The organism is Nostoc flagelliforme FACHB-838 (genome assembly GCF_014698065.1).
GTDB lineage: Bacteria > Cyanobacteriota > Cyanobacteriia > Cyanobacteriales > Nostocaceae > Nostoc > Nostoc flagelliforme_B.
In genome coordinates this window covers 15,492-41,184 of the sequence record NZ_JACJSI010000004.1, presented here as the reverse complement: position 1 = coordinate 41,184, position 25,693 = coordinate 15,492, and the positions used below count along the sequence as shown (strand labels likewise).

At 40.2% G+C, this 25,693-nt stretch carries 19 protein-coding genes; 7 read left to right on the top strand and 12 right to left on the bottom strand.

Annotated features, from left to right (window positions below):
• Positions 1–29 precede the first annotated feature (29 nt).
• Positions 30–1,529: a carotenoid oxygenase family protein gene (locus H6G97_RS03090; protein ID WP_190939254.1), complete on the top strand. Its 1,500-nt coding sequence runs from the start codon at positions 30–32 to the stop codon at positions 1,527–1,529.
• 4 nt (positions 1,530–1,533) lie between these two features.
• On the opposite strand, the gene H6G97_RS03085 is transcribed toward H6G97_RS03090, so the two are convergent.
• From H6G97_RS03085 to kdpA, 4 genes are all read right to left on the bottom strand, one after another.
• On the bottom strand, positions 1,534–1,701 hold the full coding sequence (locus H6G97_RS03085; protein WP_199349236.1) for an adenine nucleotide alpha hydrolase family protein: 168 nt from the start codon (positions 1,699–1,701) through the stop codon (positions 1,534–1,536).
• A 14-nt stretch (positions 1,702–1,715) separates the two neighbouring features.
• Positions 1,716–2,318, bottom strand: a complete 603-nt coding sequence (gene kdpC / locus H6G97_RS03080) for a K(+)-transporting ATPase subunit C (protein WP_190939253.1) — start codon at positions 2,316–2,318, stop codon at positions 1,716–1,718.
• 340 nt (positions 2,319–2,658) lie between these two features.
• Complete coding sequence (gene kdpB / locus H6G97_RS03075; RefSeq protein ID WP_190939252.1) at positions 2,659–4,764, bottom strand: potassium-transporting ATPase subunit KdpB; 2,106 nt, start codon at positions 4,762–4,764, stop codon at positions 2,659–2,661.
• 345 nt (positions 4,765–5,109) lie between these two features.
• Positions 5,110–6,795 (bottom strand): potassium-transporting ATPase subunit KdpA, encoded by a 1,686-nt coding sequence (gene kdpA / locus H6G97_RS03070; protein WP_190939251.1) that lies wholly within the window; start codon positions 6,793–6,795, stop codon positions 5,110–5,112.
• A gap of 950 nt (positions 6,796–7,745) precedes the next feature.
• Here kdpA and H6G97_RS03065 point away from each other — a divergent pair.
• Entirely contained in the window at positions 7,746–7,967 is a 222-nt protein-coding gene (locus tag H6G97_RS03065) for a hypothetical protein (protein ID WP_242054791.1), read from the top strand.
• A gap of 80 nt (positions 7,968–8,047) precedes the next feature.
• On the opposite strand, the gene H6G97_RS03060 is transcribed toward H6G97_RS03065, so the two are convergent.
• The 5 genes from H6G97_RS03060 to lepB all read right to left on the bottom strand — a co-directional run bounded on the left by H6G97_RS03060 (position 8,048) and on the right by lepB (position 17,250).
• Positions 8,048–9,376, bottom strand: a complete 1,329-nt coding sequence (locus H6G97_RS03060) for a hybrid sensor histidine kinase/response regulator (protein WP_190939250.1) — start codon at positions 9,374–9,376, stop codon at positions 8,048–8,050.
• A gap of 267 nt (positions 9,377–9,643) precedes the next feature.
• Positions 9,644–11,479: a GGDEF/EAL domain-containing response regulator gene (locus H6G97_RS03055; protein ID WP_190939249.1), complete on the bottom strand. Its 1,836-nt coding sequence runs from the start codon at positions 11,477–11,479 to the stop codon at positions 9,644–9,646.
• On the bottom strand, positions 11,476–15,123 hold the full coding sequence (locus H6G97_RS03050) for an ATP-binding protein (RefSeq protein WP_190939248.1): 3,648 nt from the start codon (positions 15,121–15,123) through the stop codon (positions 11,476–11,478). The genes H6G97_RS03055 and H6G97_RS03050 overlap by 4 nt, the downstream gene beginning before the upstream one ends.
• 510 nt (positions 15,124–15,633) lie before the next feature.
• Positions 15,634–16,419 carry an MOSC domain-containing protein gene (locus tag H6G97_RS03045; RefSeq protein ID WP_190939366.1) on the bottom strand — a complete coding sequence of 262 codons (786 nt, stop codon included), beginning with the start codon at positions 16,417–16,419 and terminating at the stop codon, positions 15,634–15,636.
• 189 nt (positions 16,420–16,608) lie between these two features.
• Positions 16,609–17,250 carry a signal peptidase I gene (gene lepB / locus H6G97_RS03040; protein WP_190939247.1) on the bottom strand — a complete coding sequence of 214 codons (642 nt, stop codon included), beginning with the start codon at positions 17,248–17,250 and terminating at the stop codon, positions 16,609–16,611.
• A 418-nt stretch (positions 17,251–17,668) separates the two neighbouring features.
• Here lepB and H6G97_RS03035 point away from each other — a divergent pair, with 418 nt between their 5' ends.
• Both H6G97_RS03035 and H6G97_RS03030 read left to right on the top strand, forming a co-directional pair.
• Positions 17,669–18,988 (top strand): dihydroorotase, encoded by a 1,320-nt coding sequence (locus H6G97_RS03035; protein ID WP_190939246.1) that lies wholly within the window; start codon positions 17,669–17,671, stop codon positions 18,986–18,988.
• Between the two features lie 689 nt (positions 18,989–19,677).
• Entirely contained in the window at positions 19,678–20,853 is a 1,176-nt protein-coding gene (locus tag H6G97_RS03030; RefSeq protein ID WP_190939245.1) for a patatin-like phospholipase family protein, read from the top strand.
• Positions 20,854–21,560: 707 nt separating this feature from the next.
• Here the strand turns inward: H6G97_RS03030 and H6G97_RS03025 are convergent.
• The 3 genes from H6G97_RS03025 to H6G97_RS03015 form a co-directional block, all read right to left on the bottom strand.
• Positions 21,561–21,827, bottom strand: coding sequence for a hypothetical protein (locus H6G97_RS03025; RefSeq protein WP_190939244.1), 267 nt, complete (start codon positions 21,825–21,827; stop codon positions 21,561–21,563).
• Complete coding sequence (tsaE, locus tag H6G97_RS03020) at positions 21,814–22,269, bottom strand: tRNA (adenosine(37)-N6)-threonylcarbamoyltransferase complex ATPase subunit type 1 TsaE (protein ID WP_190939243.1); 456 nt, start codon at positions 22,267–22,269, stop codon at positions 21,814–21,816. The genes H6G97_RS03025 and tsaE overlap by 14 nt, the downstream gene beginning before the upstream one ends.
• Positions 22,270–22,336: 67 nt before the next feature.
• Positions 22,337–23,707: a gluconeogenesis factor YvcK family protein gene (locus H6G97_RS03015; RefSeq protein ID WP_190939242.1), complete on the bottom strand. Its 1,371-nt coding sequence runs from the start codon at positions 23,705–23,707 to the stop codon at positions 22,337–22,339.
• Positions 23,708–23,881: 174 nt separating this feature from the next.
• Between H6G97_RS03015 and ruvC the strand changes: the two genes are divergently transcribed.
• The 3 genes from ruvC to H6G97_RS03000 all read left to right on the top strand — a co-directional run bounded on the left by ruvC (position 23,882) and on the right by H6G97_RS03000 (position 25,542).
• Positions 23,882–24,373, top strand: a complete 492-nt coding sequence (gene ruvC, locus H6G97_RS03010) for a crossover junction endodeoxyribonuclease RuvC (protein ID WP_190939241.1) — start codon at positions 23,882–23,884, stop codon at positions 24,371–24,373.
• A 322-nt stretch (positions 24,374–24,695) separates the two neighbouring features.
• On the top strand, positions 24,696–24,860 hold the full coding sequence (locus H6G97_RS03005; protein ID WP_190939240.1) for an AAA family ATPase: 165 nt from the start codon (positions 24,696–24,698) through the stop codon (positions 24,858–24,860).
• Positions 24,861–25,164: 304 nt separating this feature from the next.
• Complete coding sequence (locus tag H6G97_RS03000) at positions 25,165–25,542, top strand: hypothetical protein (RefSeq protein ID WP_190939239.1); 378 nt, start codon at positions 25,165–25,167, stop codon at positions 25,540–25,542.
• Positions 25,543–25,693 lie beyond the last annotated feature (151 nt).

Sequence of the window (25,693 nt, the reverse complement as noted above, 5' to 3'; positions counted from 1 at the left end):
GTGCAAAGTAACAATAAATAACAAAGTATATGCAGAGTTTTAAAAGTCAAGAGAGCTTAGTCGCAGAAAAATCCTACACTTGTGCAGACTGGCAAGGAGGATATCAATCTCTTACCCAAGAGTTTGATTATTGGATTGATGATATAGAAGGGCAAATTCCCACAGAGTTACAAGGTACGCTGTTTAGAAATGGCCCCGGTTTGCTGGATGTGAATGGCCAACCTTTTCATCACCCATTTGATGGGGATGGGATGATTAGCAAAATTACCTTTACCAATGGTCGTGCCCATTTTCGCAACCGCTTTGTTCGCACAACTGGCTATTTGGCAGAGCAAAAGGCGGGAAAAATTCTCTATCGCGGTACTTTTGGTACTCAAAAGCCCGGCGGTTGGCTAGCTAACATTTTTGACTTCAACCTTAAAAATATCGCCAATACAAATGTTATTTATTGGGGCGGTAAACTGCTAGCGCTGTGGGAAGCGGCTGAAGCATATCGCCTTGATCCTTATACTCTTGAAACCTTGGGGAATGAATATTTTAATGGTGCTTTGTCAGCAGGTGAAGCTTTCGCTGCACATCCCCGTGTGGAAAAGAATTGTGATCAAGATGGGGGCGCACCTTGCTTGGTAAACTTCTCAATTAAGCCAGGATTATCTACCACAATTACTATTTTTGAGCTAAACCCAGCAGGTGAAATTGTCAGACAACACGCTCATAGTGTTCCAGGTTTCTGTTTCATTCACGATTTTGTTATTACTCCCAATTACTGCATCTTCTTTCAAAATCCTGTCACCTTCAATCCCATACCTTTCGCTTTAGGAATACGTGCAGCAGGAGAATGTATTAAATTTCAGCCAAATCAGCCAACTCAAATTCTAATTATTCCCCGCTTCCCCAAAGAAGGGCAAGAAAAGATAAAAATTTTAGAAACTCAGTCTGGTTTTGTCTTCCACCATGTTAATGCTTTTGAGGTAGGAGACGAAGTTTTGGTTGACTCCATTTGTTACCAAAATTTACCAGAAGTGGAACCCAAAAGCGATTTCCGACAAGTTGATTTTGAGGCGCTTTCACCTGGAGAACTTTGGCGATTTTATCTGAATCTAAAGGATGGGACAGTCCGGCGGGAATTGATTGAGAGCCGATGTTGTGAATTTCCCAGCATACATCCGGCGAATGTGGGACACCCTTATCGATATCTATATATAGGTGCGGCTCATGCAGAGAGTGGTAATGCTCCTTTACAAGCATTGCTGAAAATTGATTTAGAGTCTGGAGAAAGACAACTTTGGAGTGCTGCACCCCGTGGTTTTGTCGGTGAACCGATTTTTGTCTTGCGTCCAGGTTCGGAAAAGGAAGATGATGGTTGGGTATTAGCTTTAGTTTATGATGCTGCCCATCACCGCTCAGATTTGGTAATTTTAGATGCTAGTGATTTCTCTAAAGGAGCGATCGCACGGCTACATCTGAAGCATCATATCCCCTATGGTCTGCATGGAAGCTTTACTTCTGAGGTTTTTGGGGAAATTTGATCTCTTATTTCGCTGAAACCATTTTTTCGCTGGCAATGATATGCAAATCAATATTTTTGAGCAAGCGCACTAATTTTTGCATCAAAGATACTTTGAGGAACATTTGCCAGCGCGTTAGCATAGCGCCTCCGAAGGAGGTTCGCTGTTCATCACAAAATGACGCTTTACCCATGTCAAATCCCCAATTTACTGATTTTGCTGGCGATTAAAATCTTGCAAGTCAAGAGCATAATTCAATCGGAGAACATTGACCCCCGGCTCACCAAAAGTCCATAAAAATCTGCCATCAGTATACTTATTAATTAAACGTAGGATCTCATCTTCTTTTACCCCCCGCGCACCAGCAACCCGCGTCAATTGTTGCCGTGCTGCTCTCAAGGAAATATGCGGGTCTAAACCAGAAGCGGAGGTATAAATTATATCGGCGATCGGTTGAAGATTTTCGTCTCGCAATTCATTTGCCTGTTCTAAAATTCGCTTTAGTAGCTCTGGATTGCTAGCAGCGAGATTGCTGGCTCCAGATATGCCAGTTGGCTTGGCTTTTTTCCCTTGGCTATATCTAACAGTGCTGATACGAGGATGGAAATATTGCTCAGATGTGAACAGCTGACCAATCAAAGCCGAACCAATTGGTTGATTATTTAGATTCAGCATGATGCTGCCATTAGCTTGATAGGGCAAAAAAACTTGACCCACTACAAGGATTATCAAAGGATAGATGATTGCAGTCAACAACCAAAGCATTAGAGTTATGAAAATTGCTCTGATGGTTTCTCGAATAATAGCCATAATAAGTTTTCCAATTGCTCCTAGAATTTAATCTTTAATTATTTAATTTTTAATTGTTTTTCCCACCCAGCACGACGTTCCAGAGCGCTGTTAGCAACAGCATAAACAACTAACTGGGGCAGTTACCACATTCAAGCACAGCAGGATAAAAATAGCGAGTGGTAGTTGTTGTTTACGCCATTGCGACCAAACAAAGGGCATTGCCGAAGCATTGCTGAGTGAAAACGATGTTTATTCATATTCTTGTTGTTACCTTTCTCAACAGGTAAAAGTAAAAATGTTGATTATTTTACTTTGGTCAAGATGCCATCGTTTCTCAGCGTCTCTACTTTTGCTGTTGTTAAGCCAAACCCACAACTGTAATCAGTACATCTATCAACTTAATGGCAATAAACGGCGCAATCACCCCACCTAAGCCATAAATTAAAATATTACGTTGGAGTAGCTGATTAGCTGTCAGCGGTCTAAACCGTACACCCTTCAATGCCAAAGGAATCAAAGCGGGAATAATCAAAGCATTATAAATCAGCGCTGATAGTACAGCAGATTTAGGGCTAGTTAAATTCATAATATTCAAGCTTTGCAGGTTAGCAGCGACAAATATCACTGGGATAATTGCAAAGTATTTAGCAATATCATTAGCGATGGAAAATGTTGTTAATGCCCCGCGAGTAATCAACAATTGTTTACCAATGCTAATGATATCGATCAGCTTTGTGGGATCGGAGTCTAAATCAACCATGTTGGCGGCTTCTTTTGCAGCTTGCGTTCCTGTATTCATCGCAACGCTGACATTCGCTTGGGCTAATGCGGGAGCATCATTAGTTCCATCTCCGGTCATGGCAACTAGTTTGCCTGCTGCTTGTTCCTTCTTAATGACGCTGATTTTATCTTCTGATGTAGCTTCGGCAATGAAGTCATCAACACCTGCTTCTTGGGCAATAACAGAAGTTGTAATTCGATTGTCTCCAGTTAGCATGATGGTACGCACTCCCATCCGTCGCAGTTGCTCAAAGCGATCGCGGATACCAGGTTTAACTATATCTTTGAGATAAACAATCCCATAGATTTCATTATCTAGGCTGACTGCTAAAGGTGTACCTCCGAGGCGAGAAACTTGTTCGTACACAGCATCCAATTCTGGCGTATCGCGTCCGTTGCGGGAACGAACAAATGCTTCAATGGCTTCTACTGCTCCCTTTCTAGCCTCATACCCACCAGGTAAGTTAGTACCACTCATCCGTGTTTTGGCAGAAAAATCAACTCCTTCTGCTTGGTTGGAGTCGAAATCAAACCTTGCGCCTAACTTTTCTGCCAATCGGATAATGGATTTACCTTCTGGTGTATTGTCAAAGACACTAGCTGCCCAGGCAACATTAGCAATTTCTGACATTGAATGGCCGTTGATGGGAATCAATTCTTCCGCCAAACGGTTGCCGAGGGTAATTGTACCTCTCTTATCGAGAACTAAAGTGTTGACATCACCACAGGCTTCGACTGCTCGTCCTGAAGTAGCAATGACGTTAAATTGGGCAACTCGATCCATACCAGCAATGCCGATGGTACTTAGTAAGCCGCCAATGGTTGTAGGAATTAATGCTACTAATAAAGCAATCAAAATTGGGATGCTGACTGGACTGTTGACATAGTAGGCAAGTGCCGGCAGAGTTACCACGACTAACAAAAACACTAAGCTGAGAACTGCCAACAATACTGTCAGGGCAATTTCATTGGGTGTTTTACTGCGTTCTGCCCCTTCTAGCAAGGCAATCATCCGGTCAATAAAGCCTTTGCCGGGGTCATTAGTGATGCGGATAATTAATTCATCTGAGATAATCCGCGTCCCACCAGTAACGGAACTAGCAACGTCGGAGCCTGATTCTTTTAATACTGGTACGGATTCACCAGTAATTGCCGATTCATCCACCGAGGCGACACCCATGATTACTTCGCCATCGGCAGGGATGATATCGCCAGCAACAACGTAGATGGTATCGCCCTGTTTGAGGCTGGTAGATGAAACTTCACTCAGTGTGCCATCGGCAGCAAGTTTTTTCGCGATCATCTCTGATTTGGTTGCTCGCAAAGCATCGGCTTGAGCTTTACCCCGTCCTTCTGCCACTGCTTCGGCAAAATTGGCAAACCAAACTGTAAAGAATAAAATCCCCGACAAAAAACCGTTGAAAAGTTGCGGGTTCTTTTGGAGAGCTGGGCCAAATAGGTTGGGATCAATTGTTAGCAATAGAACGATGATTGTTCCCACCCAAACCACAAACATCACTGGATTTTTGATTGCATACTTAGGGTTTAGCTTGACAAAAGCATCTCTAATTGCCCTTAAGTACAGCCATTTATTACTTGCCCTGGCCTTTTTACGTACTTGGCGGCGATCGCCAGAACGAAAATTTGGGCGTCTAGCTTTGGAGTTAGTTGCCACTGGATTCATAAATATAGTTAGGAATGAGAAGTTAGGAGTTAGGAATTAGAAGTTAGGAGTTAAGAGTTATTAAGCAATACGCTTGGGTTAAGAATTTTTGTTAGTGATTTTAGACCTGTAAAGATGCGTTAGCGCAACGCGGCCTTAACGTAGTGGCGCGAACTCAGCCCGGTCAAATTTTGCAGGATTTTGGGCTTAACTGGACTGTATTGAGTTATTAGGAACTTCTAATAAAAAATGTCCAAGCTGTAGGGTGTGTTAGTAACGCAACCTACAAAACCGGATAGTTTATTTATTTTTTAGTATTCTCTTAATTCCAAACTTATAACTCATAACTCATAACTCATAAATTTTCTAACTGCCAGATGTTAGCTTTAAACCCTCAGCTATGGGGCCTAAAGCCAGAACGGGAAAGAAAGTCAATACTCCCAAAAGCAGCGTCACTCCAGCCGTGATACTAGTAAATACCAGAGAATCAGTTCTCAGGGTACCAGGAGTTTCTTGTACTTTTTGTTTGCGAGACATACCGTCAGCTAACAGCAGAATGGCAACTATCGGAATGTAGCGTCCTCCGATTAAACTAACCAAAGTACTCAAGTTCCACCACAGGGTGTTATCCCTCAACCCTTCTAAGCCGGAGCCATTATTTGCTGCTGCTGAGGCGTATTCATAAACTACTTGAGAAATACCGTGATAGCCAGAGTTGCTAATTCCAGATAGGGAGATGGGATAAGCTAAGGCGATCGCACTAGGAATTAAAACTAGAATTGGGTGAATCAATAGCACCACGCTGGCAAGGACGATTTCTCGCTTTTCAATTTTGCGTCCTAAAAACTCTGGGGTGCGTCCTGCCATTAGTCCAGTTAGGAACACTGTGAGAATTAAGTAAATAAATAAGTAAGCTGTTCCAGTTCCTTGACCACCCCAGATAACCTGGATAAATAAGTTGAAGAGAGTCGAAAATATTCCTTGCGGCATCAAAGAATCGTGCATCCCGTTCACAGCACCAGACATAGTAGCAGTAGTCATCACTGCCCAAAATGCCGTTTGTGCCCAGCCAAATCGAACTTCCTTCCCCTCTAAATTGGGTTGTTCTAATCCAAAGGCGTTATTAACAAGGGGATTACCTTGCAGTTCTCCTACGGCTGTTATTCCCACCAGAACTACAAAAATCACAAACACCATCCAAAAAAGTAGCCAAGCTTGTTTGATGTTGTTGGCAAATATACCGTAGGTATAAATCAAGGCTGCTGGGATAGAAATCATGGCAATCATTTCTATCAAGTTAGAAGCGCCATTGGGATTTTCAAAGGGATGTGCTGAGTTTACGCCAAAAAAGCCACCGCCATTTTCGCCCAAAAGTTTGATCATTTCAAATGATGCCACCGGGCCTCTAGCAAGATATTGCGTCCCGCCTTCTAAGGTTCTCACATCTAGAGTCTTAGCTAATGTTTGTGGTACACCCGTTATAAGCAGAGCGATCGCGCCAATAACCGAAATCGGCAGCAATATTCGCGTAATTCCACGAACAAGGTCGACGTAAAAGTTACCTAGTCTGCTACCTGTCAAGCCGCGAATAAAGGCAATTCCCACAGATAAACCGGTGGCTGCGGAGGTGAACATTAAAAAGCCTAAAGCTGCTACCTGGCTAAAATAGCTTAAGGTTGTCTCACCAGCATAGTGTTGTTGGTCAGTATTAGTTACAAATGAAATCGTTGTGTGCAGCAATACATCCCATCTGGGCGCACCAAAGCCGTTAGGATTCCAGGGTAAGAGTCTCTGAAAATATATCAATAAATATACTGAGATACCCATGAGGATGTTGCTAAACAGTACAGATCGAATATACTGCCAACCCGTCATATCATCTTTCCTGCGAACACCTGCTAGTACGAACATACTTCGCTCTATGGGGTTCATTAAAAAATCAAGCAGTGTTCTTTCTCCCAAAAAGACACGCGCTATGTATCTTCCTAATAGTGGAGTGATTGCTATGACAATACACAGCGTTAAGCCAATTTGCAAAAAACCTTGTCCCATATATTTCGCGCTAAATTAAATTTAAGTGTTAGCAAGCCAATTCTTAGAAATAACAGATTAACTGTAGGAATATTTGATTTTGAAGGATTTACCTAAATAGAATTCAGCAGCCAGGAGTCCGACTGACGAATGAATATTCGCCGTTTTTACATCACCAGCATTTTTTTGTTTTAAGGTTAACAAGAAAGTAGCGGGTCTGAATCCTCTACTGATAGGGTAGGGGTAGCGAGTCCGCTTACCCCAACGGGGAAGCTACGCACAGCGAGCGTCTTGATTCTAAATTCTTCTTTAATACTATTTTCCAAATACTTGTTAAAGTTTTTGTTAAGAATATTTAATTTTTACTCTTAATTCATTTATCTCACTAGTTAGGATTATTTGTTTATACAATACATTTTTCAAGTTTGCTACTTTCAAAGAATATAAATATCCGACAGGGTTTGAGTAATGGGATTAGGGGTTGGAAAATATAGTGATAGAGGCCGTGCTCCTTATGGTCAACTACCCAGCCGCTAGTCGCCAGTCTCCAATTCCCTTTTCTGGATCTGGATTATCCTAATTTTAGGATTAATATCATGTTCGCTTAATTACTTATTAAATCCGGAAAACCACACACGCCAGATGCTCCATTTGGGGAGAACTCAAGACCGCACTAGCTCCCCTTAATTCCCTCTTTGCAGGCTTTTAGGGGTGCAATGGCTGTAAAAATCATATTATGCTAACTTGATATAACTCTCAAGTTGGCATTTGCAGATATAGATCATAATTGATGAATTAAATAGTTATACAGATTATTGGTAAATCATAAATGACGATCTTAAAATCGATTACTAACTATGAAAGAAGCTATAAATAAACGTGAAGACTTATGGCCTATAGTACACCCGTAAGGGCACGGCACTGCCCGTGCCCCTACACCTTGCAATATTATAATCTTATACCGCATCTGAATGGGAACCGCTATAATAGCGATCGCCTTTGCAATCGTGGTAGTGTTGGAATATTTGACACCATCTGAGTACGTATTTGGCTACCTCTACACAGGGACGACTTTGTTAGCAGATTCTCGATTGAATCGGGGAGCAGTTTTGGGGATCACTCTTGCAGCTACAGGATTAACATTATTAGACCTCTTGCAAAAGTGCTTTTTGCAAGAGGGGGGAAAAGGGTAAAGGTTAAAGGGGAAGGGGGCAATACAGAACCTTCTGCCTGCGCAGCCCCCAGACCCTCTGCCTCTTCATCCCAATTCCTTTTAAGATTTTGAAATTTGTGATGAAATATCAGGTTGCTCTATGGGAATTTCGATCGCAAACTCTGCCCCTTTGCCAACAGATGAGGTGCAGGTAATATTTCCTCGGTGCTTTTGGACGATAATTTGATAGCTAATGGATAATCCTAGCCCACTACCTTTGCCTACAGGTTTTGTGGTAAAAAATGGGTCAAATAAACGCGATCGCAATGACTCTTCAATACCAAGACCATTATCAGCGATCGCAATTTTGACCATATTCAAGTCTGTCACCTCTGTATGAATCCGAATTTGGGGGGTAGAAAGTTGAGAGTAGAGAGGAGAAGATTGATTCCCCACTCCCTCTTCTATTGCATCAATAGCATTATTCAACAAATGCATAAATACTTGGTTTAATTCACCTGCATAACAAGTTATTAGGGGCAAGTTACCATAATCTTTTACTACAACAATTTCAGGGCGATTTGCTGCTTTCCTTAGCCGATGTTGTAACATCACCAAAGTATTTTCGATGTCTTCATGGATATTTACGCGCTTCATTTGTGCTTCATCATGTCGAGAGAAGTGTTGTAGCGCCTGTACAATTTCTCGAATGCGATCAGATCCTCTATACATTGCACCTATAAGGTTTTGCAGATCCTTAATCATAAAATTCAGGTCTATATCTTTAGCTATTTCCTGAATTTTTGGTGTAGGTTTGGGATATTCTTGTTGATAGACCTCAATGATATTCACTAGGTCTTGTACATATTGACCAGCATATTGGAGATTTCCATAAATGAAACTGATAGGGTTATTAATCTCATGAGCCAGTCCAGCGACTAATTGTCCCAACGCCACCATCTTTTCGTTCTGAATCTGTTTAACTTGGGAGGCTTGCAAGTTCTCAAGAGCCTGTTGGAGTAAAAAGTTTTTTTCTTGAAGTTTAACTTGCAGCAAACGTAAATTAATCTGATTTTCAATTCGCAATACCACCTCTGCCCCATGAAAAGGTTTTGCAATATAATCTACACCACCAACATCAAAAGCTTTTACCTTATCGACAACATCATCCAGGGCACTAATAAAAATTACTGGAACTTCAGAAGTTTTATCGTCAGCTTTCAGTTGTTGACAAACTTGATAGCCATCCATCCCTGGCATATTGATATCTAGCAAAATCACATCCGGCAAAACCATTTGACACGCAGTCAGTGCCATTTTACCGTTTAAAGCTTTGCGAACTTCAAAACCTTGTGCAGTCAACATCGCCGATAAAAGCCGCAAATTATCTGGGGTATCATCGACTACCAAAATATTTTTTTTATGATGGTTAGTTTGATTAAAATACATTATTATCAAAAGCTAGGCGTATAGTTATTGAGCGTAGTAAATTATTCTTGGAAATAACTCGGAAATTTATTGGTCAATTTCACCAAAATATTTATATTTATAGTTTAACTCCCACGGTGGCTGGAGAGTTCTACAAACTATCAAAGCTATTAGTAAGTGATGAGCTTTGTGAACCTAATAGCCTGCTTCTAGGCGTATAATGCATAGTATGTTCAAATTATTCGCCGAGCATCAAAAATTTAATTTTTTCCAGGTACTACTTAATAGCTACCATTGAGGTGATGCAGCAAGCAATTCAAGCACCAACTGTTGTTCTATTGGTCGAGAAAACAAATATCCTTGAGCAAAATTACAGTTTAAACTTCTCAATTGATCTAACTGTTCTTGTGTTTCCACACCTTCTGCGATCGCACTCATCCCCATTGAATTGGCAATGCCAATCATTGCTGGTACTAACCCCATATTCTCTTTATTATCCTGCATCCGGTTGACGAAAGATTTATCTATTTTAAGTGCATCCAAAGGAAAACTATGCAGGTAACTCAAAGAGGAATATCCTGTACCAAAGTCATCCATAATCAACTTGATTTTTCGCTGCTTTAGTTGTTGAAGAGTTATTTTAATTGCATTAGTATTTTCCATAATTACACTTTCTGTAATTTCTAATTCTAAGTATTCAGGATCTATTTTATTTTCATAAATTATTCTGTCAATTTGTTCTACGAAATTCGGTTGTAAAAATAACCTTGCACTCAAATTGACACTGATTGTTAGGGGTTCTGGGGTCACTGGATGATGTTGCCAGATGCTTAATTGATGACAAGCCGACTGTAATACCCAAGTATTGATGGCGTTAATCAAACCTGTTTCTTCGGCCACAGGAATAAATTCTATAGGAAAAACCATACCACGAATCGGATGTTGCCACCTCACCAAGGCTTCAAATCCAGAAATTCTGCCTGTAGTTAAGGAAACAATTGGTTGATAGTAAACGAGGAATTCTCGCCTTTCAACAGCCCTTCGCAGATCATTTTCTAACTCTAAAAGCTGAATGGCTTCCTGATGCATCGCTGGATTAAAAACGTGATATTTAGCTCTTCCTTGAGCTTTAGCTCGATACATTGCCGTATCAGCATCCCGCAGCAAATACTCTGGGCGATCATAATCTTTATTGCCCCAACTAATACCAATACTGGCATTCATAAATACTTCATATCTTGACAGCTTAAAAGTAAGTGATAGCTGTTGTATAATCCGTTCGGCAACTTGGATTGCTATGTTGATATCTGTGATATTTTCTAGAAGAATACCAAATTCGTCCCCGCCTAATCTTGCTAAAGTATCAATAGGTATCAGACACGCTTGTAGGCGGCGACCTATGGCTATTAGTAATTCGTCTCCCACTGGATGACCAAGAGAATCATTGATAACTTTGAAGCGATCGCAGTCCAAAAAAAGTACAGCAAACTGATAACTATATTCTTGCTTTGCCCGATTGAGAGCATTTTCTAGTCGTCTAATAAACAAAACTCGGTTTGGTAATCCAGTCAGGGAATCATGAAGTGCTATATTTAGCAGTTGACTTTGCAGTTTCTGGCGGGAATTAATTTCTTCTTGGAGTTTTTGTAAAGTTTTTTCTAGCTCCCCAGTCCGCTGTTTTACCCGATGTTCTAGTTCAACATTTAGTTTTAATATTTCTAATCGCGCCGACCTCAATGCCAGTTGATTTTGCACGCGCACTAAAACTTCTTGAAACTCAAAAGGTTTGGTGATGTAGTCTACGCCACCCACCTTAAAAGCTTTAACTTTATCAATAACATCATCTAAAGCGCTAATAAAAATTACCGGAATATCGGCTGTTAAGTCCCAAGCTTTAAAAGTCTGACAAATTTCATAGCCATCCACTTCTGGCATCATAATATCGAGCAGAATCAAATCCGGTAATAGAGTTTGAGTCGCCGTCTGTGCCATTTGCCAGTTCAAGGCTTTACGAACGTTATACCCTTCCCTTGTCAATATGGAGGATAAAACCCGGAGGTTGTCTGCCATATCGTCAATGATCAAAATATCTTTTTTATTAGGGTCTAAATGATCGTAATTCATTCTACGTTTGTTATAGTCAATTCCATTATTTTCTCAAACTGGTAGTTATTTGCTAAATCCTTAAGAACTTGGAAAAGTTGATAATTATCTGATGGAATTTGCTTGAGTAACTCTAAAATCAGTTCATCGCTACAGCTGGCTGCGGCATAGTGAATCTGGTGGAGCCACTCAGGTGACATTTGTGATAAATGGCTCAGGAGTTCAGCAACACTGACAAAAATCTGTGTAGGTTGATCGATAACTGCTGTGTTTGTGGTTTCTATTTGGTTGGTATAGTTTAAACCCAGATGTTGGCTTAATTTTTCCAATAATACTTCTTGTCTGAATGGCTTGCGAATAAAATCATCACAGCCAATGGACAAAATTTTCTGGCGTTCTTCTTCAAAGGCGCTAGCTGTTAGAGCAACAATGATCGTGTGTGTATTGGAGCAATCCTGTGTTACTTCAGAAAAGTCGGAAGTGGGAGCCAAGACTTTTGGCATCCACGATCGCAAAGTTGATGCACCAGAAACATCATTTTCCATAACAGCAGTTGCTTCTTCTGTAGGAGACACTTTGCATAGAGCTTCAAGAACCTCGCAGTTGCCGGAATCGGTTACTCCTCCCGCAAAGTAGTGCCCCCCCGATGATGCCAGTTGTTTGAATTTTGGGAACCTCCGCAACGTATTGACTGCCCCATGCTCTATTTCTCTAGCTTTAATTATTCTTGTAGCTTCGTAACCGTCCATGACTGGCATTCGCATATCCATAAAAATCAAGTGTGGTTGCCAAGATTCCCAATTTGCGATCGCTTCAGTGCCATTTGTAGCTTCCATGACTTCAAAGTCTAGAGATGTAAGAATTTTAACTAGCAACAAACGGCTTTCTGTGGAGTCGTCAACTACTAAGATACGGTATGTTTTGTCAATAGGTGCTAAAGATAAAGTTTTGGATTTAATTGGATTTATCGGGATTTCTCTGGGGCAAGTTAGAGCAATCTGAACATCAAAGGTAAACGTACTACCGACACCAAGCATAGTGGTGAAACTAATATCTCCTCCCATCAGTTGCACGTATTTACGGCTAATCGCTAAACCAAGTCCCGTCCCTTGTTGGAATTTCCTGCCGATTTCGGTTTGTTCAAAAGCCTCAAACAGCAAGTTAATTTCTTCTGGGGCAATACCACAGCCAGTGTCTTCTATCTCGAAGATTAGGGATTGGAGATTGGGGATTTTGGGGATTAGGGATTGGTGATTGCTTATTAATTCTTCTCCCCCTGCTCCCCCTGCTCCCCCTGCTCCCCCTGCTCGCTGCTCCCTGCTCCCCAGTCTCACCCGTAATATCACCCTCCCGGTATCAGTAAATTTGATGGCATTTCCCAAGAGGTTGATCAAGACTTGAGACAGTTTATTTTCGTCCGTTTCTATGTACTTAGGAATGTCTTGTGCATATTCAAACACTAATTCTAAATTTTTAGATGCAGCACGCAAGTGCAACATTTCTTCTAAGTTTTTTAACAAATGAATTAAGTCAAAGCTACTGCAATTTAATCTGATTCTGCCAGCTTCGATTTTGGACATTTCTAGAATGTCGTTAATTAAATTGAGTAGATGTTCGCCTGCACGATTAATAATTGCTAAGTTTTCTTGATGTTCCGTGGATAGTGAATAATCTTGGCTCATGACTTGGGTAAAACCAAGAATGGCGTTGAGTGGGGTACGCAGTTCATGGCTCATGTTAGCAAGAAATTCGCTTTTGGCGAGGTTAGCAGCGGCGCTTCGTGCTGCTTCCCGAACGGCTACTTGTTGTTCCTGGGCAGCGATTTTTTGCGATTGAATCAGTTCTTCTTGCGTGGTTTGCAGTTGCTCGATAACTTGCTGAAATTCTTCAGTACGTTTTTTTACTTGATCTTCTAAGGTGCGATTGTATTCTGCTAACAAATTTTCTGTTTGTTTACGTTGGCTGATGTCAAAAAATGTAGCGATCGCAAAAGCCAGATTCCCCGATTCATCATAGATTGGTTTTCCTAAAACTTCAATGGGAGTAATCTTGTCATAAGAGCGAATTTCCATATCGTCAATTCTGGTGCTTTGCCCCAGTAATGCTCTTAAAATCGGCAAGCGATCGCTGGGGTAAAATTGATCTGTCCCAGCAAGATAAGCTTGATACACCTCTGACAATTGTTCGGCGCTAACTGCGATCGCTCCTTGACCAAGAATTTGCTGCCCAATTTGATTTGTATAATAAGGTTCACCTTCAGCATCGATAATAAATACACCTACTGGCATGGCTTCTAAAAATTGATTTAACCGACTTTGGCTGTGAGATAGTGCCTCATTTAAGACTTGCATCTGGGCATTCTTTGCTGACAAAGCACTAAAAGATGCTTGCAGTTGCTTTGCCATAATTTCAAATGACTTAGCTAGTTCCCCCAGTTCATCGGAACGCTGAATTTCTGGTGTTTGCTCCCATTCACCTTGAGCAATTTTCTTCGCTGATGTGTTTAATTGTAAAATCGGCTTAATAACCCAGCGAGCAGTCAAAATCCCAATTATGGTAGCGACTAAAAAAGCAACCATACACAGCAAAATAGTGATGTGGGTGTTGGCGTTTATTTGTTCCATAAATTCGCCTTCGGGAATCACCGCCACAATTAGCCAATCTAAACCCAGTTCATCATTCCAGCTTTTTACCTGCACAAAATAACGCATTCCATCGGCAGTAAAACTTAGCTGTTGCTTCTTTACAACCAGCTTAAGATTGCCAAAGCGTTTGATCAAAGATTGTGTTGTAAGTCTAATTAAAGGATTTTGACTATCTAATGCTGATAAACGTTTTCCTTTACCATTAATGATGGTATATGATGGCTCGCTAGTAGAAGAAGCCACTATTAACCCAGAACGCTCTAAAATAAAAGTTTTACCCGACTCTTTAACCTTTAAGCTGGCTAAAAATTTGCCGATTTGTGATAAAAGCAAATCAACACTAATTACCCCAACAAATTTGCGATTTTTATCGTAAATAGGATAGCTGGAAGATATGGATAAAATTTCTGGTTTATCTTCCCATTGATAAATTTGACTCCAGACGGGTTTGCCTATCTTGACTGGATCTGCATACCAAGCTTCTAGGCGGGGATCGTAATTTTTGACTTCCTGTAAATGGCGGCGATTTCCTTGGTTGTCTGTAGCATAAACATAAAGTTTACCTATACCATTCTTTTCGCTAACTTGATTAATCAACAACTTACCATTATCTAGACGTTCAACACCGATAAATTCACCTTTGGGATTGGCAAAGCTGTTGTAGCCAACATTGAAAACTTGCATTTGTTTCCAAAAGTAATTGCCGGTGGTTTTAAAATCGGAAAGGTTAAGCAAACCTAGCTCAATCGCATCTAAGTTGATTTGATTGATTTGTTTGGGGGTTGTTAAATAACGATCGAGATGCTGTTCAATGCGATCGCAGATTTCATTTTCTAATTGCGTAGCAAGTTCTCTTACCGCTTTTTGACCGTTTTGATACGAAAGATAGCCCACAAGTCCAACCGCCCCACAAATTTGCAATATAAAGGGCACAATCAGAACATACCTCAGGGGCATCTTGGCATAAACTTTGCCAACTAAGCGATTAATAGATTTGGCGGGCTGAACTTTGGATAACATTGTTGTTTAATTCTTCCCCAGCAGATTCTAGGTGCATACTAGCTAAATTAGCTACATTGAATACCAAGATAATTACGGTACTCATCATTTTATTTATGACATTTTTCGTGTTTTTGGTACTAAAAAGCGAGTTCTTCCAACGCCTAATTTTCCAAATTTACGTAGGCGTAGCCCGTTATAGACATCGCCTATAGCTTGTAAAGATCCCATCACGCCTGAATTTGTTCAGTTTTATCTGGCAATGTGTCAACAGATGTTCTTAGATAAACTGATATTTAATCGATAAGCTCCAGTATGCCATTCTAAAATTCAGGTCGCCATTAGCACCTAATCCTAAATTCAATTTATAATTGCTGATTTCTTGATTTTCTGGTATTAAAAGCTTTGGGCTTTGCACAAAAGCTTATGTTTAAGTACAACAATTTTAAAATTGTCATGCAAAGACACAGTAAAAACAAAAAAATCAAAAAAAATTTACTTAGTATTTTTTATTTTAAATAAATGTTAATTTTATTGTTGAATTATGTCAACCTCATCGCCGATTTGTAAAATTTTTTCGGCTGACGATAGGGGTAATTGCGTATTGACACTCAATCTGTAAAAGTGATTAAAAGGCGATGAAGTAACCCAATTTGGTAGAGTTGCTTTTCGCTGAGTTGTAAAGATTTTTTGGAAGTTTGGATAAGCTTCCCCTAAATAAGAATCGCGTATTGGGACTATACAACGCTGACACGGGTTAACCCCAAAAAAGTGTACATCTCCTACTCGAAAGGAGACTAAATCACCTTGTTCACTAAATAGTTGATCTTCCCAAAATGCTGGTACACCATCAATTTCGATATTGGCACGCATTCGACGGCGCATTTCATCTACATTTAAACCGGGAAACCAAGAAGCAACCTCTGCCAATGTTGCTGTACTAATTACCGTCGGGCCAAGTGAGTGTGTATCGTCCGGAAAACCCATTAGAGAGTTTTGATTTAATGTGACAGCAAACCCAAAAAAATCGCTCAAAGTTGCTTCTAATCCTTGCCGTTGCTCATCTAAATGAAAAATTTTTTGGAAGTCGCTATCTGGGATTTGCAACGAGATAGTTCTATTTAAGAGTGCAAATTGCGCCCTTAGTGAATGGATTTTAGCATGACGCTTGCCATTGACAAATCTACCCTGTTCGTCAACAATGGCAAACTCGCGGTCATGCTGTAGTGCCCCACTAGCAAGAACTCTAGCGTTCTCAACTTCAACACCATCTAGTGACTTAACTGGATACAGTAAAATTTTTGCTAGGTAAGGCATCATAGCAATTTTGGATTTTAGATTTTGCGAAAAGTCGGAGCGCCAGCTTGCAGCGATTTAGTTAGCGCAGAGCGAGCGTCACTTTTCAAGACGGATTTTGGATTAAAGATTGGTAATTTAGCAATCCCTCACTTTATTGTCTGAATTCTGGATTCTGAATCCTTCTTCAACTTGATCAATATTTTTAACTTATGGATATACTGGCGACTTATCAATTCCGCCAACATGATTTAGGGGCCAGAAGCGAACTACAGCACGTCCAATAATATTCTGGCGGGGGACGACACCCCAACAGCGGCTATCGTAACTACTGTTACGATTATCACCTAGTACTAAATATGAATCGGCTGGTATAGTTTGGGGTTTTGCTAAAAAAGGTGGCTGTGGCCCTGATTGGCAAACATCAATGACTGTACTTTGCCCAGAACCAAGGTAATTGGTTTCTGGGAGGGGTTTGTTATTGATATAAACCTTGCCATCCTTAAGTTGTATTTTTTCTCCAGGTAAAGCAATAATACGCTTAATAAAAGCGTCCTGGTATTGTTCTTTCTGTAGTTCTTTCGTAGGTGAAAATACTACAATATCTCCCCGTTGTGGGTCAGTAAATTTATACTTCAACTTATCGACAATTATTTTATCTGCCTCCCACTGGTTAGGCGTACCATGCAGAGTAGGTTCCATTGATCCAGAAGGAATCCAGCGTGCTTCAGCAACAAAGGTGCGAATTCCCAGAGCGAGAACAATGCTCAATACAATTGTTCTACCTAGCTCTGCGATCCAAGAATTATCGGGTTGTTGACTAGAGTTGTTATCAGGCACTTGATTTTGCATGAAATTACTTAATTTAACAAAAAATGTAGGTAATCAACCCACCTAGTGAGACTTTATCTGTTAATCTTAACGAGAAAATTTTAATTTCCTAGTCATGTTTGCATCTTGACTACCAATTTTAGATTATAGATTTTAGATTTTGGATTAAGATGTTTATTCTGGGTCATGACTCGCCTCTGGTGGGCGAAATCAATCTCAAATGAACAGGCTGAATCCCTTCTAAGATAAGATCAATCCCAAATCCAAGTTGTGCTAGAACTAAAATCCAAAATTGATTGACGGGGTTCTTCATAAAATAAAAATAAACTTTTTTTAAGGCACGGCAAAAAAAAATTGGTTACTCCGATCGCGAATAAGTTTAACCTAAAAGCATAGTCCCCTGTAATACATAGTCCTCTGTCAGAACTTGGTTATCCCTATGTCATCTTCAAAAACTTTACTGATTCGCCGCGCTCGTATAATCTTACCCAATGGTGAACTAATGATTGGGGATGTGTTGACGCGCGATCGCCAAATAGTCGAAGTTGCACCAGAAATATCGCAAACGGCACTAGCCACTGAAATTGACGCAGAAGGCTTGACTTTGTTGCCAGGAGTTATTGATCCGCAGGTGCATTTTCGGGAACCTGGACTAGAACACAAGGAAGATTTATTCACCGCCAGCTGTGCCTGTGCTAAAGGCGGAGTCACTTCTTTTTTAGAAATGCCCAATACACGCCCCCTGACAACGACACAGCAGGCTTTAGACGACAAGCTAGAACGTGCCTCACACAAGTCGTTGGTTAATTATGGCTTTTTTATTGGGGCAACAGCAGAGAATTTACCAGATTTGCTTTTAGCAAAGCCAACGCCGGGAATTAAGATTTTCATGGGGTCGATGCATGGTCAACTGCTGATTGATGGCGAAACAGCATTAGAGGCGATATTTGCTAAAGGCGATCGCTTGATTGCCGTTCATGCCGAAGACCAAGCTAGAATCAACCAACGCCGCCAAGAATTTGCCAATATTCACGATCCAGCCGTTCACTCGCAAATTCAAGATAATCAAGCGGCAATGCTGGCAACCCAACTGGCATTAAAACTTTCTCAAAAATATCAACGTCGTTTGCATATTTTGCACATGTCAACTGCCGAAGAAGCAGATTTGCTGCGTCAGGAGAAACCTAGTTGGGTAACAGCTGAGGTTACACCACAGCATTTATTGTTAAATACTAGTGCTTATGAAACAATTGGCACATTAGCACAGATGAATCCACCTTTGCGATCGCCCCACGATAACGAAGTTCTCTGGCAAGCTTTGCGCGATGGCGTGATTGATTTCATCGCTACAGATCACGCGCCACACACCTTAGAAGAAAAAGCTCAAGAATACCCCAATAGTCCTTCGGGAATGCCTGGGGTAGAAACTTCTCTAGCTTTGATGTTAACTGCGGCGATGCAAGGAAAGTGTACTGTAGCTGAAGTTGTGAACTGGATGTCTAAAGCTGTAGCTGTGGCTTATGGTATTCCGAATAAAGGAGCGATCGCACCTGGTTACGATGCCGATTTAGTGCTTGTAGATTTAAACACATACCGTCCAGTCCAGCGCGAAGAACTTTTAACCAAATGCCATTGGAGTCCCTTTGAAGGCTGGAACCTCACCGGTTGGGCTAAAACCACCATTGTCGGCGGTGAGATAGTTTATGACAAAGGCCAGGTAAATACGCAAGTGCGGGGTCAAGCTTTAACTTTCTTATAGCAAATATTTATTTAAGCTTACGTAGTAGACAAATAGTTATACATCAAACCAATATTTGAACTGGCAAGATTTTCATCTATCCAGAGTCAGACTAAACCAATGCAATTTGGTTAAAGCTAAAAGGCGAAAATTCTTGTTTTTCCTCTTTTAACCTTTTAACCAAATGGCACTAAAATCAGTCGAAAGTTTTGTGTTGCCTCGTTCCCAGCCTGGAGCCTGGGAACGCATTCTGGGAAGTTCCGCCTCTCGTCAAGAAAGAGGAGGCAGCAGCCCATTTGGAATACATTCCCAATCTTCCGACTGGGAACGAGGTTACATAAGCTTTTCGCGTTTTTTTAGTGCCATTCCCTTTTCAACAAAGGGTATTGACTTGTTTCTGTATCAGGAATTGCAACTTGAAACTCTGAATTTATTTGTAAATGTTTCAAGTCAAATCTTCAATAACTACTCTCTTCCCGCTATAAGATTACCTATTTATTATTTTTTCCCTGCTTGACTTCCTTCTCTAACGAGATGCTGCGCGTTGGCGGAAGCCTCTCATAGAAAAGATAGAAAAGGCGGTTCGTAAAAAAAAATTAGGTATCTTCCAGCCGGATAAGAGTAAACAAGCTAATGGAACCGTATTGCGATGCATTCCATGATGCTTGTACCCAGAAAGATAACCATAGAAATAATCAAAGAGAGTTGCTATGTCCTTCAAAATTCTAGCTTTAGATGGTGGTGGCATTCGTGGAGTCATTGCAGCGCGAATACTTCAACAAGTAGAACAAGAAATTAGAAATCAGGGGAAAGGAGAGTTTTTACACGAATACTTTGACCTAATTGCTGGCACTTCTACTGGTTCAATCCTAACAGGAGGGATTGCTGTAGGAAGTACGAGCGATCAACTAATTAAAATGTATCAAAATCGGGGTAAAGATATATTTCCGACGGCTAGAAAAGAGCGCTATAAAAACATTCCGTCCTTCATTAGACCAATTGTTGATGTCTTTTCAGCATCTAGATATTCTCATGATGGAATTATTAGTGTCCTCAAAGATGCTTATAAATCTATAAGAATAAAGGATATTGAAAAACCTATTATTTTGATTCTTGCTTACGATACGCTATATCGCAACACAACCTTTTTTACAAATTGTCATCCCGATTTAGGAGACAGATGGTACGATGACTGTTATTTATGGCAGATATGTACTGCTTCGGCTTCAGCACCTACTTTTTTTCCACCATATAAATTGGAACCTGTAGATAAAGAAAAATTTGGTGATTGGGAATTCCCTCACATTGATGGAGGAGTTTCTGCTAATAACCCATCTTTGGCAGCTTTAAGTTTAGTTATGAGGGTGAGTCAGTCTTCAATCTCTCCAACAATCAAGCAAAAATATAAACTGGATAATCTACGATTGGAAGATATTTCTATCCTTTCTATTGGCACAGGTCAAACTGGTGAACCATATAAATATGAGCAAGTAAGCAAGTGGAGAGGCTTAGACTGGGTTCAAAATCTTACTAATATTTTTATGGAACCGTCATCTGAGATTGATAGTACAATTTGCCGACAAATCATGGGCGGCTATGAGTCTAAACGTTATTTACGTCTTCAGTTTGACTTAAATGAGACATTTAAACCTAAACCAAAAGAAACTTATAAAGATCCTCGTATTGTATTACCTCCAGAAGAGCGAAAAAATAAATTTACAAATGAAAAAATCACTGAAGAAATAGATAATGCTAATTTTGAGATTGTTCAGCAGTTGATAGATACTACCTCTGCATTTATTGATCGAGGATTGACGTACTATACCAGAGACGACTCTGGTTCTCCGATAAAAAAGGCGATCGCCTCTTTTATTCGAGATAACTAATGCTATATGTCATTAGTTATGAGGCAATACGCTTGGGTTAAGGGTAAAAACTAAAAGTGGTGTAGGTTGGATTTCGCTATTGTTCAACCCAACCTAATATTTTTCACAAAGCCAAGCGTATTGCACCAGTAGTGCATCCACGTAAGCATACTAACTTCAACTTATAATAAAACGTTTCGTACTTACAAATTAAATATCGTATAAACACGAAACGTTTTTAGTTATTTTTTTTAAATATCAGTGCTAATTACAGATGTGAATCTAAAAATTTATTGCTAGTTAAAATTATTAAAACTAATTTTGCAAATTTATAAAATAGTTTATTTTTTTGTATAGATTATGAACTTAACTTGGGCATACTAAGTGTAAGGAAAGTTAAACATTATACAGAAATTGCTTATTGCTTAACTTTTTTACTAGCATTCGCTGCTAAATAATCTAGATTGCTTCTCCGAACGAGGTAGGGAACTAATCGGTTTCAATCGAAGCTGACTAAGTTCTCTCCTTATTGAACCCAACAACAGTCTATTTACACTTGCTTGATTCGTACACCAACCATCTAAATCAGTTTTTAACTGCTTATTACAGCAATAAAGCTAGTAGATGCAATATATCCTGTTTAGTTAAGAATCACTTTAGGTTCAATACTATTCGGATACGATAACCCCGCCTGGATTTAAGGGAGTGAAGAGAAAAGTAGTCTCCCTTTAAAAAAAGCCAGTGCGTTGCCAACTTTCCAAATCTCTAAGAACAGACGGCGGCTTGCTGACTGCCATTTTCGATTGAAGAAAAGCTGATTCAATATTTTTTGGTTGAGATAACAATGTTAATAACTGACAGTGGCGAACGTGGTAGTGGCAGATAGAACGAGTGTAAAGTGCTTCCTCGACTATTTGCAGTAATTTTTTAGTATTGCGATCAAAAAAGTGAAATCCCTCGTACTTCAGTCGGGAGATGAGCTTAAATTGCGGCAATGACTTTGCTAATGGCACAATTGAATGGTGTGAGTTCGACTTGACGAGTGCCTTCATGCCCATAAGTTAAACTTACACTCAGATAACTATCTGGCTTGTAGAGTAATCGTTCTGCCCATTCAACTGCCACAATTCCTGGTATGACTTCAATACCTTCCCAATAACTTTCTAAGTTTAGGGTTGCAACTTCTTGTGGTTCTAAGCGATATAAATCCAGGTGGTAAAGGGGAAAGCGCCCTTCTGTGTACTCATTAATCAGCGTGAAAGTGGGACTGACAATAGGTTCATTAATTCCTAAACCCTTGCCAATGCCTTGAACTAGGGTAGTTTTACCAGCGCCTAAATCACCTTCTAGTAAAATTACACTGCCAGGAGTTAGGGATTCACCAAGAGTAATACCTAAGCGTAGCGTCGCTTCTGTATCTGCAAGAAAAATTTTCATACTTAATTATTTAGTTATTAGTCATTAGTCTAAACAAAGGACAAGTGACAAATGACTAATGACAAATTTATCTTCCGTGGTTAACTCTACCGTACCACCGCAATAACACTTGTGCTAGTTTCTGCGGATTGTGACGAATCACACCTGTTTCATCTTCATACAAAACATTAGCTGGAACAATCCTTCGTCCTAGCTCAGTTACGGTTTCTCTATCTAAGAAAACGGGATGGGAGTTTTGTTGGGCATAGCGAATGAGTGATTGCTCTGAGGGGGATTTTTTGTGTATTAGTACAGCATCGAATAGCCGTCTTTCCCCACAAGCTGCATCAATTGCTCTGATGTGGTCTGCAACAGTGTAGCCTTCCGTTTCTCCTGGTTGAGTCATTATATTGCAGATATAAATACGGGGGACATCTGTTTGAGCGATCGCATCGGCAATTTCTGGTACTAATAAATTAGGAATCAGGCTTGTATAAAGGCTACCTGGGCCAATAATAATGTAATCGGCTTCTCTAAGTGCTTTAATAGCTGCTGGCACTGCCGGAGGATTAGCTGGAACGCAGCCAATTTTAACTATTTTACCGCCAGCTTTAGGAATGCTAGACTCACCATCAATACGGCGACCATCGGCTAATTCTGCCCAGAGGCGAACATCACTGAGAGTTGCCGGTAGTACTTGTCCCCGTACCGCTAGTACTTTAGAACTAGCTGCAACTGCTTGTTCTAAATCTCCAGTAATATCACTCATTGCCGTTAAAAACAAATTACCAAAACTGTGACCAGTTAAACCATCTCCAGCCCGAAAACGGTATTGAAACAATTCTGTTAATAACTTTTCTTCATCTGCTAGTGCAGCTAAACAATTGCGAATATCCCCTGGTGGTAGCACACCAAATTCTTGGCGCAATCGCCCAGAAGATCCACCATCATCGGCGACAGTGACAATAGCTGTAATATTAGCGCTGTAGGTTTTCAGTCCCCTCAACAACGTAGAAAGTCCTGTACCACCACCAATTACCACTATTTTCGGGCCTCGGTACAATCGACGATGAGCCATCAAGACATCAATGAGTTCCTCTCCGCCTTCTGCTCTCAGTACCTTAGTAATTGAGCCTACAGTGCGAGTTTGCCCCCAAAGCACTAATAGCAAGCCGCCAAGTAGTACCAAAGGGCCACTGATATAGTTGGGCAAGATGTTAGTGATTACTCCCAGGAAACCTCTAATCAACTCAATCATCAAAAAGATTGGGGTCAGCTTAATCCAAATAGCTAATCCCAAGCTTGCCAGCAGTACACCCCCAATACTGATCAACAACCAACGTTTTACCGATAGTCCAGGCGATAACCATTTGAACCACTGGCTAACCCGATAGGAAGTACGGGAGCGCGACTGCTTTTGCAGGGCGTTGAGGGCTTGTCTGAGAAAACCATTTGACATACCTGATTCGGAGCAGTGCTACAAACAATAATTAACAGAAAATTTACACCACTTGGTTTAAAACATTAGGCGTGAAACTATTATATTTGTCAATCCCATTAGACTAAGAGCAAGTCGTCAAGATTGCCAGCATTTCTAATTAAACAATACCCTGCCTTGGTAAAAGTGAATTTAATGGAAAAACGAATTTTAGGATTAGATCCAGGATTGGCAATTTTAGGATTTGGGGCAATTAGCTGCACACAAAACCTCAACAAGATACCAGAGACTACGGTAAATATGCTGGATTTTGGAGTAATTAAAACGTCCGCAGATGTGGAAATGGGACAACGCCTATGTACCTTGTTTGATGATTTACACACCGTGATAGAAGAATTTAAACCAGATTTGGTTGCGATCGAGAAACTATTCTTCTATCGGATGTCAAGTACAATCTTGGTTGCACAGGCGCGAGGTATAGTCATTTTAGTGTTGGGGCAGCGTCGTCTTCCTTATGTAGAGTTTACTCCTGCTCAAATTAAACAGGCTTTAACCGGGTATGGTAATGCTGATAAGTCGGAAGTACAAGAAGCTGTGGCGCGGGAGTTGGATTTAGATCAGATTCCTAAGCCGGATGACGCTGCGGATGCTTTGGCGGTGGCTTTGACGGCTTCGTATCAGTTGTAGAGATTTAGTGGTTTACTAATTATGCAAAATTCAGTAAAACATATACCTGGGTTTATTTATTAACTTGTCCAAAAATGATAACAATCTTTCACGCTAAAACCAAGCTTTTACGCCTTTTAGTGAATTCTATAGAAATATAAAATCAACTTCATATTTGGGCTAGATTCAATAAGCAAAATCCGCAATTACTTTCTCAAAATGCCATTTTACTTATTCAAACCCCAGTTTGTTTTTTTATTTGGTCATTCGCTTGAAAACTCTAAACAAGGAACAAATAACAGCTAAAAGTTAAACTACAAAAACTTTTAATCTTAAACAGCTGATGATTTGTCACTTTTTCATGGGTGTCCTCGGTAGCGGGAAAACGATCTTCGCGGTTGAGTTAGCAAAACAGGGGAATTATCGCATTGTCTCCACTGATACAATTCGCCAACAACTCTATGGCAATGCAACTATCCAGGGTGACAGGGTGAGTGAAGTCAGATAGAAGAAAAAGTAATTTCGGAGATTGTTGATGCGATCGCTTAAGGCGATTTTGTAATCTATGATGCTACCAATGCCAAACGTGTGTTTGCAAGTTTTTTAGAAGAAATTATCGGCTTCATGGGTAAATTGTGAATCACAATCTAGGCTAATAAACTGCGATCGCCTATAAAAATTTACTTTTTAACTGTCTTATCTGTCATTGCATTTTATTGACGATGGCGAGAAAATACAAACGCGACATTGAAAAATTTTTGTTAACAATGCAATCATCTCCATAGACTCTATTCTATTGAAGGAGGAAAATCATGAGTTCGCTGAATAACAAGCTAGTCCATATATTGACACAAGGTGAAGGCATTTATCTTTCTGGTAATCCCATTCAAACCGAGAAATTTTTTATTCAAAAGACACTAAGAAATGGTGGAAAAATACGTTTTAAAATTCGTTATTCCGCTGAATTAAGCGGTTTCTGCCTGCTAGAAGTTTTTCTGATGAGAGTCCAGAACGAAACGCAAACTGCTAGCATGGCTATCCCTAATAGTGGTTCAAGAGCACACGTTCAAGAACAAGAGCGAGAATTTAATATTTGGGAGCCAGGAGATTATTATTTCTTTTTTAAAATGCCTTCCAATAATGGAACATTTTATATTGAATATTATCAGCTTTATTGGTCAGCTAGTTAATTATTTTTCGTTGTAAATACCAAAATCATCAGAGCGAAACTACAGCAAAAGTGAGGCTACAGGAGTGCTTAGGTACTTCCAATTTAAAAACATTAAAAAGGGGGGGGGAAACTAAAATCAAAGTCCCCCAATTTATCGGGGGATTTGGGGG